Origin of the sequence: Mycobacterium sp. ACS4331 (assembly GCF_001667265.1) — a bacterium.
Classification (GTDB): domain Bacteria; phylum Actinomycetota; class Actinomycetes; order Mycobacteriales; family Mycobacteriaceae; genus Mycobacterium.
In genome coordinates this window covers 91,018-104,900 of the sequence record NZ_LZHW01000048.1, presented here as the reverse complement: position 1 = coordinate 104,900, position 13,883 = coordinate 91,018, and the positions used below count along the sequence as shown (strand labels likewise).

Sequence of the window (13,883 nt, the reverse complement as noted above, 5' to 3'; positions counted from 1 at the left end):
CCACATCGACTACACGTAGTCGGCGCCAGCCCACCTCCCCGCCGTGGTGTTCGTCAACATGTGGAGCGACTCACCGCTCTACCGACGTCTCATCGACGACGTGGCCGTCGCCGCGCGGCGACACCGCAAACCCGTGGCGATAGCCGCGGGTGCAGGCGAGGTCGGCGAGTTCGCCAAAGAGGTCATCGGCGATGACGGGGCCGTCGCCCTCGGGTACGGCATCCGGGGCACGCTGCGCGGCCTGCACACACTCGGAAGCATCGTCCGCGACCGACAGAACATCGGCGACCTCGCCGCCGCACCCGCGCCCGTACCGTGCCCATCCGAGCCCGTCGCCGATGCGAGCGGCCTCCGGTTCCTGCCGTTCGGTGACGTCATGGAACTCCTTGGCCGGTTCGACATTCCGACCGCACCGTACGCCGTGATCGGGGCGGAGGACTCAGACATCAGCGCCCCGTTCCCCGGGCCCTACGCCGTCAAACTCGCCGACGTGGCCCACCGGACCGAGTTGGGCGCGGTGGCCCTGAACATCAGCGCCGACGGACTGGCGGAGGCGGTGGCCCACATGCGCGACATCGCAGCACAACATGGCGTCGCGTCGGCCGTGGCCGTGCAGCCGATGACAGCCTCGCGCGGTGAACTGCTCATCGGGGTCGACGGCCGCAGTGAACTGGGCCCGATCGTAATGCTCGGTCTTGGCGGAGTCTTCGTCGAGGTGCTGCAGCGCGTCGGCGGCCGGCCCGCACCGTTGACGACGGCGGATGCCGAGGCCCTGATCGAGGAGTTCCGGGACGTACGACTGTTGCACGGATTCCGCGGATCTCAGCCCTGGCACCTCGACCAACTCGCTCAGACACTCGTCGGTCTGGGGAATCTGGCGACCGCCGGCGGTGACTGGATCGAATCCCTGGACGTCAACCCACTTCTGGTGACCGAGGACGGGCTCGTGGCCGTCGATGCGCTGTGTATCGTGCGCCAGCCGGAATAGCTTCTGACACCACGACGAAGGCCACCACCTGATGGGTGGTGGCCTTCGTCGTCAGCGGCCGATCAGAACGCCGCCTCGTCGAGTTCCATCACGAAGTTGTCCACCCGCAGCGCAGCCTCGCGTTGGGCCGCGACCAGCGGCAGGATCTCACGGGCGAAGAACCGTGCCGCGGCCACCTTGCCCTGGTAGAACGCCACATCGGACGCACTCGGTTCGGCCCCCAGTGCACGCAGAGCGACCTGCGCACCGCGCAGAAGCAGCCAGCCGACGACCACATCGCCCAGTGCGTAGAGCAACCGCGTGGCGTTGAGTCCGACCCGATAGATCTGCTCGGCGCTGTCCTTGGATGCGGCGAGATCATCGGTCATCTTCTCGATGATCGCCTCGACATCGGCCACCGCCGTGCCGAGCAGTTCCCGTTCGAGGGCCAGTTCGGCGGCACCGTGGGACACCAGGCTCCCGATCTCGCCGAGCACGTGGCCCAACGCCCTGCCGCGGTTGCGAATGATCTTGCGGAAGAACAGGTCCTGAGCCTGAATCGCCGTCGTGCCCTCGTAGACGGTGTCGATCTTCGCGTCACGCACATACTGCTCGATCGGGTATTCGCGCAGATAGCCGGAACCGCCGTAGGTCTGCAGTGACTCGGTTCCCAGCACCACCCAGGTCCGTTCCGAGCCGTATCCCTTGACCAGCGGTAGCAGCAGATCGTTGACGGCCTCGGCCAGCGCGGCGTCCTCTCCGGCGGCGGTCTTGATCGCGACCTCGTCCTGCCAGGCGGCGGTGTAGAGGATCAGTGAGCGCAAACCCTCGGCGAAGGCCTTCTGCGTCAGCAGCGAACGGCGGACATCGGGGTGATGGGTGATTGTGACTCGGGGCGCCGCCTTGTCCGAGGACTTCGCCAGGTCCGAACCCTGGAGACGCTGCTTCGCGTAGTCCAGCGCGTTGAGGTAACCACTGGACAGGGTGGCGACGGCCTTGCTGCCCACCATCATCCGGGCGTCCTCGATCACGTCGAACATCTGCGCGATCCCGTCGTGCACCTCACCCAGCAGCCAACCCCGAGCCGGGGTGTCCTCGCCGAGGGTCACCTCGCATGTGGTGGACACGTTCATGCCCATCTTCTTCTCGACGTTGGTCGCATAGGCTCCGTTGCGCTCCCCGGTGAGCTCGCCGGTCTCCAGATCGAAGTGGTACTTCGGCACCAGGAACAGGCTCAGACCCTTGGTGCCGGGTCCGCCGACTCCGTCGACGCCGACCGGGCGGGCCAGCACCAGATGCAGGATGTTGTCCGCCAGATCGTGCTCGGCGGCCGTGATGAACCTCTTCACACCTTCGATGTTCCAGGAGCCGTCCTCGTTCGGGATGGCCCGAGTACGGCCCGCACCGACATCTGAGCCGGCATCCGGCTCGGTGAGCAACATGGTTGCGCCCCAGTGGTTGTCGATAGCGAACCGGGCGATCTTCTTGTCCCGTTCGGTCCCGTGCTTCCACACCACCCGCGCGGCGGTCGGCACACCGACATAGGTCCACAGGGCCGGATTGGCACCCTGGACGAATTCCGCCAGTGCCCAGTTCAGCGAGCTCGGCGCGTTGGTACCCCCGAGCTCGGGAAGCACGCGCAGACGCCACCATTCGGCGTCCATCCACGTCCTGTACGTCGCGGCGAAGGCAGGGGTGACGGTGACCGACTTGGTCACCGGGTCGTAGACCGGCGGGTTGCGGTCGCCCTCCTCGAAGGACTCGGCGAGGTCCTCACGCGCGAGGCGGTCCACCTCCCGGAGGATGAACTTCGCGGTGTCGAGGTCGATCTCCGCATACGGCTGCGCGCCGAAGATGTTCTCGCGGTCGAGCAGTTCGAACAGGTTGAACTCAATGTCGCGCAGGTTGCTCTTGTAATGGCCCATACTGGCTGCCTCTCGATTCTGTCGGCCTGTCTGACGTCCACGCCAGCGCCATCTGTGAACTTTAACTCCGGCATATATCCCGGTCAATAACGGCTTATCCGGCATCGATGGCTTCTCTAGTTAATTCGGACTATAGTCGGTTGGGATAGCGGGCACTGCTGTCGGCGCGCCCGGAACCCTCAGGGCGGACTGGTCTGCAGCATGGATGCGAAACTGGAGCCATGGCCCGGCCGATGGGAAAGAGTGAGATGCCACGATCGACGGCAGCGCGCGTGGAGAACGTGAAGAAGACTCTGCACTCGTCCGCCCGGGGTAGTCATCGGACCGAACAGGTCGCGCGTGCTGCGGCCCACCTCTTCCAGGACTACGGCTACCAGAACGTCAGCATCGATCGGATCGGCGCCGCCGTCGGCCTGACCGGCCCGGCCGTCTACCGGCACTTCAAGGGCAAGCACGAAATCCTGGTGCACGCGCTCATGAGCCAGGTGCGCCTCGCAGAAGATCTGCACGCGGCGGTCAACGACCAGGGCACGACCGCCGAGGAGAGACTCCACCTTCTGCTGGCCGGCTTCGGCGATCTCACGGCCAACGGCAACGAAGCCACCCTATGGCGACGTGAACAGCGTCACCTCGACCCCGCCGAACGCGACGTCTTCCGAAAGTACTTCGCCGACAATCAGGAACGGATCGCCGCACAGATCAACGCTTTCAAGCCCGAACTCGGCGAGTACAAGTCTGAGCTCCTGGGCTTCGCGGTGCTGGCGATGTTCTCGAGCACACCCGACATTCGAGGATCTCTCTCCGCCGATCGGCTGCAGGAGATCCAGCGGGCGCTCGCGTGGTCGATCATCGAATGCCCGCTGCCCGACCATGATCCGGATGTCGCCCCTGATCCAGCACCCACGCACCGGCAACCCGCGGGCCGCCGGGAACGCATCATCGACGCCGCCGCGCGACTGTTCGATGAGCGCGGTTTCTACGACGTGCACATCGACGACATCGCCAAGGCCTCCGAGATGTCCACCGCCACGCTCTACCAGCATGTGGCGAGCAAGACCGAGGTGCTGCGCTTGGTTCTGGACCGGGGCGCTGAGGGTCTGCTCTACGTGACCGCCGATGCGCTGGCCTACGCGGCCACTCCGCAGGAGACGCTCGACGCACTCATCAGCACCTACATCCAGCAGGCCGTGGGCCCATACGGCCGGCTCATGCACATCCTCGCCTCGGATCTGCTGTACCTGCCGGAGGAGGAACAGCAGACGCTGCGCAACGCGCAACGGGAGTATGTGGCCGAGTGGGTTGAGGCCATCGAGACGCTGTCCGACGGGCTCAGCACCGGTGATGCGCGCGCGCTCGCCCAGGCCGCGATCGGCGTCGTCACAGATGTCACCCAGAACCCGAGGCTGCGTCACCGCCCCAAGATCACCGAGGAACTCACGGCCCTGGTGCACGCCATGGTGCGGCCCGAAGGACTGACGTCCGCCTAGTCCGGGAGGCCGGGCAGCAGGCCCCGTGAGATCTCGGACGTGACGTCGGCCGCCGTGAATTCGGCGACCGCACGGGCGATCTCCGGGCCGGAGCCGTCGGCATACGCCGATGCCAGCACATCGCCGATCGCGACGCGGCCGCTGCGCAGTGCCTCGAGACCGTCACCCTCGACGTCGCGGCCGAGCAGTGCGGCCAGCGCCCTGGTCTGCGAGACGCTCTCCGACAACGGCGCCTCGGCCCAGGCCAGCCGCCCGTCGAGGTTGTCCAGCATCTCGATGACGGCGTGCAGTTCGCCTCGGGCGCTATCCGATTCGATCGCGGGCAGCACGCTGTTGACCAGCGTCTCCCGGATCGTGTGCTGCACCTTGTTCAGATCCAGTGCATAGATCGTCATCTCAAGATCCCCACTCTCCGTCGCGCAGCATCTGATTGAGCCATCCGAGGCTGTAGTACACGCTGTGCGCCATGTTTGCGTAGCGCAGTTCGGGCCGGTCTCCGCGTTCGTAGATCGCGACGGCCTGCAGGCACCCGATGGCGGTCTTGGTCAGGGACTGCACGGCCCACCAGGTGAGGCTGGCCGGTTCCGGACGCCATCCGGCGGCCTCGGCGTAGACGTCGAGGAACTCGTCGACCGGGAGAAGCTTGCAGGCCAGCGGTGAGCGACCACGCGAGGTGCGCTGGAAGAACCAGGCCAGATCGGCGATCGGGTCACTGAAATGCGCCGTCTCCCAGTCGAGGATGCCGACGAGGGACCCGTCGTCCGGGCTGACCACGAGGTTGCCCACCCTGAAATCGTTGTGCACCAGCGCGACCCGTCCCGTGACCTGATCGGCGCGGTGGTCCAGCCACGCCAGTGCCAGATCCAGGACGGGTATCCGGACCGAGGCGACTTCGTCGTAGGTCTTGCGCCATTGGTCATTCTCGACCCGTCCCGTGTCCCCGGGTGCCGGCGGCGCGTCGAGTTCGGGCAGGGTCAGCGACTCTGGTGCTGCCGCGTGCAGGGTCGCCATCTCTCGCGCCACCCGGCGGCCGAGCGCCGCGCGGTCCGCGGCGTCGGAGACCATGCGGGATACGTTGTGCGGCATAGGAACCACGCCGACCAGGCGCTCCATCACGAAGAACCCGCGATTGCCGGGCTCGCCGACACGATGCGCGACCACGCCGGGCACCGGCAGGCCCAGGCCGTCGGCGGCGCGCAGCAGCGCAACCTCACGACCCACGTCGTAGCTGCCCACAATGCCGCTGAGGGGTTCACGCTTGACCGCGTAGGACGCACTCTTGGCCCCGGCGTCCCAGGACGCGGTGATCAGATAGGTCTCCCACGAATTGCCCTCGCCGCGCTGATCGACGTCGACCAACTCGACCGGACTGCCGTCGGCCACGCGGGCACTGAGGACCGCGGCCAACTCCTCGAGGAATTCCGAGGTTCCCTCACTCATCTCTGCACCCACCTCAAATCACGCTGACCGGACGGCCGCCGCCGTCGACGGTGACCCGCTGCCCGGTGACATAGCCCGCGTCGGCCGACACCAGGAATGCCACGACCCCGGCGATGTCCTCGGGCGTGCAGACCCGGCCGAACGGATAGGTGCGGGCGAGATCCTCAATCGACCCACCGCCGGTGGCCGCGCGGACCAGGCGTCGTCCCATCTCGGTCTCGACCAGGCCGGGCGCCACGATGTTGGCACGGATGCCGTGCTCGCGCTCCTCCTGCGCCAGCGTGCGGACGCACATCTCCATGGCGGCCTTGGCCATCGTGTAGGGGGCCGACAGCGCCGGCGCCTCGGTCACGGTGCTGCTCGAGATCATCACCACGTCACCGCGTTCCGCGGCGCGCATGTCCGGCAGGACTCTCTGCACCAGGTGGATGGGGCCCAACGCATGCACCTGCAGCAGCGACACGAAGTCAGCGTCCGGCGTGTCACTGACGGGTTGCCCCCTGCTCGCGGTGCCCGCGTTGCTGACCACGATGTCCACCGGGCCGAGGTCCTCGCGCACCGCGTCCACCATCGCGTCGACGGCGTCGTGATCGTCGATCGCCGCACAATACGCCTTGGCTCGGCCACCTGCCGACACGATCTCGGAGACCACCTCGTCCGCCGCCTCAGCGCCGCGACGGTAGTTCACCGCGACCGCCGCCCCGTTGCGCGCCAGGCGCAGGGCGATACCGCGGCCCACTCCTCGAGAACTGCCGGTGACCACTGCCACCCGTCCATCCAACGTCGACATCAACCCACCACCGCTCGTCCGACGAGGTCCTTCATGACCTCGTTCGATCCGCCATAGATCCGCTGGATGCGCGCATCGCGCCACATCCGGGCGATCGGATACTCCTCCATGTAGCCGTAGCCACCGAACAACTGCAGCACGCGGTCGAGAACCTCCCACTGCAGTTCGGTCGCCTTGTACTTCGCGCCGGCGGCCTCTGCGGCGGTGAGCTCACCGGCGTTGAGGGCCAGCACGCAGCGGTCGACGTACTCCTGCAGCACGGCGATGTCGGTGTGCATGTCCGCGATCTGCATCCGGACGGACTGCAGATTCGTCAGCGGTCCGCCGAACGCGTTGCGCGCGCGGGTGTGGTCGAGCCCCAACTCCAGTGCGTGCCGCGCGGAGGCGACCGCCGCCACGGCGATCGACAGCCTTTCACGGGGCAGATTCGCTATCGCGGAGCCGAATCCGCGCCCCGGCTCGCCGATGATGTTGGTCACCGGCACCCGGCAGTCGTCGAAGAACAGTTCGGCGGTGTCCTGGGCCTTGCGGCCGATCTTGTGCATGGGACGGCCACGCTCGAATCCGGGTGTGCCGTTCTCGACGGCCACGAACGTCGTGCCGCGGCCGTCACGTTCACCCGTGCGTACCAGGACGATCGCCAGGTCGCAGGTGGCGCCGCTGGTGATGAAGGTCTTCTGGCCGTTGATCACCAGATGATCGCCGTCTCGGCGTGCGGTCGTCTTGATCGCCGCGAGATCGGATCCGGCGCCCGGTTCAGTCATGCCCAGGGCCGTGACGCAGTCACCACGCGTGAACGCGGGAAGCCAACGCTCCTGCTGTTCGGGGGTGGCCAGATCGCGCAGGTAGGGCACGATGATGTCGTTCTGCATCGAGAAGAGGTCACCGGCCATGCCCGAGGCGACGACCTCTTCGGTCATCACCGCGTTGTAGCGGAAGTCCTCGATGCCCAGACCGCCGTACTCGGCACCGAATTCGAAACCGAGGAAACCGTTTTCGCCGGCGGCCCGGATGAACTCCCGGTCGACGGTTCCGGCCTCCTCCCACGCGTCGACGTGGGGCACCGCGGCATGGTCGATGAACGCGCGGAACGCCTTCCGGAACGCCTCGTGCTCCTCGGTGTAGAGCGTCCTACGCACTCGTCTTCTCCTTCTGGTCCTGCCAGTACTTGTCGCGAAGTTGGCGCTTGTACAACTTTCCGGTCGGCAGCCGGGGCATCTCATCAATGAAGTCAAAGGACTTGGGACACTTGAACTTGGCAATGTGTTCGGTGCAGAACTCACGAAGCCGCTGCGCGAGTTCTTCTGTCCCGCCGCCTGGATCGACAGGCTGGACGACCGCCTTCACGGCCTCCCCGAAGTCCTCGTCCGGGACACCGAACACCGCGGCGTCCATGACCTCGGGATGAGTGATCAGCAGGTTCTCAATCTCCTGCGGGTAGATGTTGACTCCACCGGAGATGATGACGAACGCCTGGCGGTCGGTGAGGAACAGATAGCCCTCCTCGTTGACGTAGCCGATGTCGCCGATCCTCGACATCGTGCCGGTCGAATCCTGTGCCTGCGCGGTCTTCTCCGGGTCGTTCAGGTACTCGAACGAGCTGTTGCCGCCACGGAACCAGATGGTTCCCGGAACTCCCGCGGGAAGTTCGTTGCCGTCGTCGTCCCGGATGACGATCTCGCCGAAGAACGCCCTGCCGACGGTGCCCGGGTTGGCCAGCCACTCCTGCGGGGTGCAGCCACAGGTTCCGTTCGCCTCGGTGCCGCCGTAGTACTCGTAGATCACCGGGCCCCACCAGTCGAGCATGTCCTGCTTGACCTGGCGCGGGCACGGTGCGGCGCCGTGTACGACGGCTTCCAGCGAGGAGTGGTCGTACTTCTCCCGGATCTCCTTGGGCAGCTTGAGCGCTCGGGAGAACATGGTCGGCACCACCATCGTGTGGGTGACCCCGAACTCCTCGATGAGCGCCAGGAACTGCTCGGTGTCGAACTTCTCCATCACGATGTGGGTGGCGCCCAGGCGCAGGCCGATCGAGATGCTGGACTGCGGGCCGGAGTGATACAGCGGCGCGGTCGACAGGAACGTCATACCCTCGCGCATCCGGAAGAGCCGCTTTCCCATCTCCTCGATGCCCAGCTGTTCCTGCGGGGAGACATCGGGAAGCTGGCGCTTGACCGCCTTGGGTCGGCCCGTGGTGCCCGAGGAGTAGAACATCGGGGTGCCGAGTCGCTCGTCATCGCCCGGCGTCGGCGGGTACTGCTCGATGACCGCGGCGAAGTGCTCAAACGGCTGCGGCGGGTCGACCAGATCGATGACCAGCCAGTGCTCGACCTTCGGACAGTGCTGCGGCAGCTGCTGCGCCACATCGAATTTCGCGGCGCTGGTGACCAGCAGTCTGGCGCCGCAGTCATCCGCGATGTAGGCCGCCTCCTCCACCGAGAGGAACGAGTTGATCGGGGTGTAGTACAGCCCGCAGCGTTCAGCCGCCGACATCGTCACGATCATGTCGAGGTGGTTCTCGGTGAAGATCGCGATGGGGTCGGTGCGCCGCAGACCAAGTGCGCGGAAGTGGTGGGCGACTCGGTTGGCACGCTCGTCGAACTGCCGATAGGTGAGTATCTCTCGGCTGCCCGCCATGATCAGCGCGGGACGGTCGGGAATCTCCTGTACGTGACGTCCGGGGTACATCGTTGTTGCCCTCCGTCGTCCGCTATGTGAGGGGCCGCAGGAACTCTGCGATGCCCCAGCCGCCTTGGCCCCCCGCGTAACGGACGGACATCTGTCCCATGCGCGCGGCGCGGTCGGCGGTGCGCTGAGTGACCGGCACGAAGTGGTTGATCGACCCGTCGAGCACCAGCGTCGGAAGACCGTCGGCGGTGATCACTCCGACGTTGCGCCCGTCGTAGGTGGCCTCACCCGCGTAGTCGGTGTAGACGGTGTAGTCCCGAATGGGGTGGAAGGCCCCATCCGGAGTGACCACGACGCCGCCCGACGCGCGTTCACCGTTCGGTTCGAACTCGCCGTATGCGGTGATCGCCGTCCCGTCGGCCAGCCATGCGGCGAGCCACTCCCCGGTGTAGGACGCCCACTCCCGCGGACCCCACGAGTGGTCGCGGAAGGAGGTCGCGCGGTCGATGGTCCACGTCGTCGACCCCAGTCGCACGGTTCCGCTGACATGACCGAACTGCTCGTAGTGGTCGGTGGCGATCTGCGAACTGCCCGGTGTGCAGTCTCCGTCCTCGGCGATGGTGAACATCGGCACCGACGCCTCGAACGTCAGCGAGATTTCGCACTCGACCGACGGGGAGTTCTTCAGCGCCTGCCTGCCCCGCTCGGCCAGCAGCGACGGCGTGCTGATGAGCGCCACAGTGTTGCGGTAGGTCACCTCCCACGACCGAGTCGGTTCCTTGGGCTTGATGGTGAGGCCCTGGGTCGACCACTGCTCGTTGGACTCGTTGGGCTTACGCCCGGCCCGCAGCGCGATGCGCCCGCCCGGCAGCGTCAACTGCACCGTGGCCTCCGAGTACCCCATCGTCGGCCGGTTCCCGATGCGCATCAGAGCGCTCACTTCGCTGATCGGGTCGACGAAGTTGACGTAGACGCTCTCGTTGTAGTTGGCGATACCCGCTGGGTCGTGGGTGAATTCGGCATCCGTGCCGTACTGGCATGCCGTGAACGGCGCTGAGGTGTCCATGCGGGGCCTCCAGGGTGTCGGCGGTCTGTCAGAAGTGGTCGGCGGGATGGTCGTCGAGTGGCGGGAACACCGCGGGGCGGCGCTCCAGGAACGACATCACTCCTTCATGTACGTCGGCGGTACGCAACCGACTCGCGTACACACGGGACTCGTCCTCGCATGCCGCCCTCGGGGTGGCGTGGCCCCAGCTGCGGCCGAGCAGCCGCCGTGACAACGCGACCGATGCCGGTGATGTCTCGGTGACGAACACCCGGGCGTAGGTCATCGCCTCATCGAGAACGGCGTCTGCCGCCACGACGCGGGTCAGCAGACCGGCCTCGTAGGCCTCCGCGGCCCCGAACACCCGCCCGGACAGCACCCAGTCGGTGGCCCGGGTCAGACCCACCAGCCGCGGCAGGAACCACGAGGAGGCGCTTTCCGGAACCACACCGCGACGGGTGAACACGAACCCGAAACGCGAACGCTCACCGGCGATCCGCACGTCGGTGGCCGCCATGATCGACGCTCCCCCGCCCACTGCGTCACCGTTTACCGCGGCGATCACGGGGGTGCGCATGTCGAACAACCGTTCACTGACACGGCCGCCCGGCTCACGGTACCCCATCGGCGTGTGGCCCTGGACGTCCTCCTCGAGTGCCTCGAGGAGGGTGTCCGGTCCGTTGAGCTCAGCTCCGACGCAGAAGTGGTCACCCGCGCCGGTCAGGACGACGGCACGCACGGCCGGGTCCCGATCGGCGATGTCGAGCGCATCCCACAGATCACGCAACATCTGGTTGCGCAATGCATTTCGACGTTGAGGCGCGTTGAAGCTGATGACCGCGACGCCGTCGTCGAAGCGGTAGTCGACCTCTTCGTACGCCGGCGGCGCGATGTGGGCCGCCGGCTCCGCGCCGGTCACGCTCCGCCGCTGCAGACCAGTGTCTGAGCGGTGATGTAGCTCGACTCCGGGGCGCACAGCAGGTACACCGCGCCGGCTGCCTCTTCGACCTCGCCGCCGCGGCCGAGGGCGATCCCGGCGGTGACGGTCTCGTAAACCTGCGGGTTGACACCGACCTTGATCTCGCGGCCCGCAACGTCGATGGTCTTCTCCTCGGTGGTCACCGTGGTGAGCCGGGTGTTGATCACGCCGTAGGCCACCGCGTTGACGGTGACGTTGTAGCGGCCCCACTCCTTGGCCAGCGTCTTGGTCATGCCGAGCAGGCCGGCCTTGGCGGTGGAGTAATTGACCTGGCCGGGGTTGCCCTGCATGCCGGAGATGGACGAGGTGTTGACGATGGCGCGGCGGTTGGCCGTGCCGGTCTCGGCCTTCTCCTTCTTGGCCAGACCGGAGATCACCGGCTGGGCGGCGCGCAGGATGCGGAACGGCGCGGTGAGGTGCACATCGATGATGTCGTTCCACTGCTGGTCGGTCATCTTCTGGATGACGCTGTCCCAGGTGTAGCCGGCGTTGTTGACGATGATGTCCAGCCCACCGAAATTGTCGACCGCCGCCGCGACGAAACGATCGGCGAACTCAGGGTCGGTGACGCTGCCGGTGCACGCGACGGCTTGACCGCCGGCGGCCTGGATCGCGGCAACCACTTCCTTGGCCGGTTCAGCGTCCAGATCGTTGATGACCACCTTGGCACCCTCGGCGGCCAGCTTCTCCGCGACCGCACGCCCAATTCCACGGCCCGAACCCGAAACCAGCGCGACCTTTCCGTCAAGTCGTCCTGTGGTCACTGCAACGTCCTCTCAAGTGGTGAAATCCCTACGTTGTTGTGAACCCTAACTCTATAGCGTGGTTAGGTCAACTACTGGTTTACCTGGGGTTATACACATTTGGTGAATCATGAGTATGCACTGAGGCGGTGGTATTGCCCTTTGGTGCCTGGCGGCGCCACGAAGCCGGCGCTGGCCAACACCAGCGCGCGACGATCTCGATATTCGCCTCTGCGGTCAGGCCTCTGGTCGATGCGTGAACGACTGTCAGCTCGTGTCCCGTTTTGCGCGTCGGCTTTTGATGCGTTGGAGTCTGTCTTCCTCACGGGTGCGCCGACGACGAGGCATCTGCACACCCTTGTCGAGGCTTGGCGTGCTCGACGGCGCGAGATTCGGCAGCGGCGCGGTGGTGGTGTCCCAGCTGGGGAAGAACAACCGACTGCCCGGATACGTGGTGTAGGTGTGACCCGTGGGCGAAGTCCACTCGATGCGACCGTCGGGGTGCTGCACATCCGACCAACCACCCTCACCGACGTAGAACGTCTTGAGCAGATGATTTTTGCGACACAGGCACCGCAGGTCCGACGGATGCGTGGGCCCCGCCGGGTACGGCACCCAATGATCGATATCGCAGGCCTGCGCTGGGGTGGTGCAGCCAGGGAACCGGCACCACATATCCCGACTGCGCACGAACGCCGCCAACGCCGCCGAGGGCCGATAGTGCGGCTCCGGCTCGGCCGACGGGGTCTTGAGCGGGGTGACCTTCGCCCCACCGAGCAACAGCTCCCGCAACAGCCGGTTGGGGATGGCACGGCCCTCCTCCAGCACCGCCGCAGGGCGCCGCACCGGCGCGCTTGGCGCTGCCGGAGGCGCGGCGTCGGCTGAGGGTGCTGTGGTCGCGGTAGGTCCTGCAATTGCGGTTGGTGCCGCCGTCTGCGGGCCGCGACGGCGGGCCGCAGCCACCGCAGCCTCATCGGCCACCACATGGATCACCACTGGACTGCGCTCCGGCCTCACCTGCGTGCCCACACACTCAGGCCTGCCGCACCGACACGTCAGCGGCCCCGCATCAGCGGCCAACGCACCCAACGCATCAGCCCGACGCTCCCCGGCACTGCGCGGATCATCGGCGCACAGCTGACGGGTGAGCTCGGCGAGGCGCTTCCTCAGCAGCGCGGCATCAGTGCTGTAGATCCGCCCCCACATCGAGCAGGTGCCGGTCGCGTCATCCTGCTTGCCGAACTCCACATCACGCCGGCGGGCGGCCTCCTCAAACGTAGCCAGCGCCAGCGGGTCGTACTCGGCAAGCACATGATCGATGGCCGCATCCAACCTGGCATCCGACAGCCCGCCCCAGCTCGCGGCCTGGGCGGCGATCACCCGATCAATCGTGGCGATCACCGCGTCCTCAAGCACATCACGGGTACGGAAGGAGATGGTCGAGGCAGTCCGAGCACTCACCGACCCCGCCTGCAACAACGCGAAGACTCGGGGCAGGCGGGTGTGCATCGCGCGGGCGAAACACATCTGCCCCGAGGCCTTCCGGCGGCTGATACCCATCGCTGCCCCGACCTCGGCGACCGTGGCATCCCACAGATCGCAGGGTTGATAGTTCCGCTGGTCATCCGGAGTCAGGCGCAACTCCATCAGCGCATGAATCGCCGCCAACCGATGCGCCGTCGCAGCCGCCTCCGCGCGTGCGAAAACGCTGATCGCGGACACGACAGCCACGTCATCCTCCGGATCAAACCCCGCATCGCACATACGTTCGATTCTTGTCCGTGGCCAACTCCCACACCACCTCCGACCTGCGATCTGGGGATGAAGTCGCAACTGTGGATAACGTCCGGCATAACTTTCGCCACCTCGGGTAACCATC

At 66.5% G+C, this 13,883-nt stretch carries 12 protein-coding genes; 2 read left to right on the top strand and 10 right to left on the bottom strand.

What is annotated here, in order from left to right; translation table 11 throughout:
• The first annotated feature begins 58 nt into the window (after positions 1 to 58).
• Complete coding sequence (locus A5727_RS12020; protein ID WP_231992050.1) at positions 59 to 988, top strand: acetate--CoA ligase family protein; 930 nt, start codon at positions 59 to 61, stop codon at positions 986 to 988.
• Between the two features lie 62 nt (positions 989 to 1,050).
• Here the strand turns inward: A5727_RS12020 and A5727_RS12015 are convergent, their stop codons facing one another.
• Positions 1,051 to 2,892 (bottom strand): acyl-CoA dehydrogenase, encoded by a 1,842-nt coding sequence (locus tag A5727_RS12015; protein ID WP_068249247.1) that lies wholly within the window; start codon positions 2,890 to 2,892, stop codon positions 1,051 to 1,053.
• A 248-nt stretch (positions 2,893 to 3,140) separates the two neighbouring features.
• Here A5727_RS12015 and A5727_RS12010 point away from each other — a divergent pair, with 248 nt between their 5' ends.
• On the top strand, positions 3,141 to 4,379 hold the full coding sequence (locus A5727_RS12010) for a TetR/AcrR family transcriptional regulator (protein ID WP_068249286.1): 1,239 nt from the start codon (positions 3,141 to 3,143) through the stop codon (positions 4,377 to 4,379).
• Here A5727_RS12010 and A5727_RS12005 read toward each other — a convergent pair.
• The 9 genes from A5727_RS12005 to A5727_RS11965 all read right to left on the bottom strand — a co-directional run bounded on the left by A5727_RS12005 (position 4,376) and on the right by A5727_RS11965 (position 13,735).
• Positions 4,376 to 4,774, bottom strand: coding sequence for a hypothetical protein (locus tag A5727_RS12005; RefSeq protein WP_068249245.1), 399 nt, complete (start codon positions 4,772 to 4,774; stop codon positions 4,376 to 4,378). The genes A5727_RS12010 and A5727_RS12005 overlap by 4 nt on opposite strands.
• Before the next feature lies 1 nt (position 4,775).
• Entirely contained in the window at positions 4,776 to 5,819 is a 1,044-nt protein-coding gene (locus A5727_RS12000) for a phosphotransferase family protein (protein WP_068249284.1), read from the bottom strand.
• Between the two features lie 13 nt (positions 5,820 to 5,832).
• Positions 5,833 to 6,609 carry an SDR family NAD(P)-dependent oxidoreductase gene (locus A5727_RS11995; protein WP_068249243.1) on the bottom strand — a complete coding sequence of 259 codons (777 nt, stop codon included), beginning with the start codon at positions 6,607 to 6,609 and terminating at the stop codon, positions 5,833 to 5,835.
• Complete coding sequence (locus A5727_RS11990) at positions 6,609 to 7,748, bottom strand: acyl-CoA dehydrogenase family protein (RefSeq protein ID WP_068249240.1); 1,140 nt, start codon at positions 7,746 to 7,748, stop codon at positions 6,609 to 6,611. Before A5727_RS11990 ends, A5727_RS11995 begins: the two co-directional genes overlap by 1 nt.
• Positions 7,741 to 9,297 (bottom strand): AMP-binding protein, encoded by a 1,557-nt coding sequence (locus A5727_RS11985; protein ID WP_068249238.1) that lies wholly within the window; start codon positions 9,295 to 9,297, stop codon positions 7,741 to 7,743. The genes A5727_RS11990 and A5727_RS11985 overlap by 8 nt, the downstream gene beginning before the upstream one ends.
• Positions 9,298 to 9,319: 22 nt before the next feature.
• Positions 9,320 to 10,303 carry a DUF7064 domain-containing protein gene (locus A5727_RS11980; protein ID WP_068249236.1) on the bottom strand — a complete coding sequence of 328 codons (984 nt, stop codon included), beginning with the start codon at positions 10,301 to 10,303 and terminating at the stop codon, positions 9,320 to 9,322.
• A 28-nt stretch (positions 10,304 to 10,331) separates the two neighbouring features.
• Positions 10,332 to 11,201, bottom strand: coding sequence for an enoyl-CoA hydratase-related protein (locus A5727_RS11975; RefSeq protein ID WP_082949755.1), 870 nt, complete (start codon positions 11,199 to 11,201; stop codon positions 10,332 to 10,334).
• The gene (locus A5727_RS11970) at positions 11,198 to 12,025 is read right to left on the bottom strand and encodes an SDR family NAD(P)-dependent oxidoreductase (protein WP_068249233.1); all 828 of its coding nucleotides are present in this window, start codon (positions 12,023 to 12,025) and stop codon (positions 11,198 to 11,200) included. Before A5727_RS11970 ends, A5727_RS11975 begins: the two co-directional genes overlap by 4 nt.
• 246 nt (positions 12,026 to 12,271) lie before the next feature.
• A complete protein-coding gene (locus tag A5727_RS11965; RefSeq protein WP_231992049.1) occupies positions 12,272 to 13,735 on the bottom strand; it encodes an HNH endonuclease signature motif containing protein in 1,464 nt (487 codons plus the stop codon).
• Positions 13,736 to 13,883: the final 148 nt, after the last annotated feature.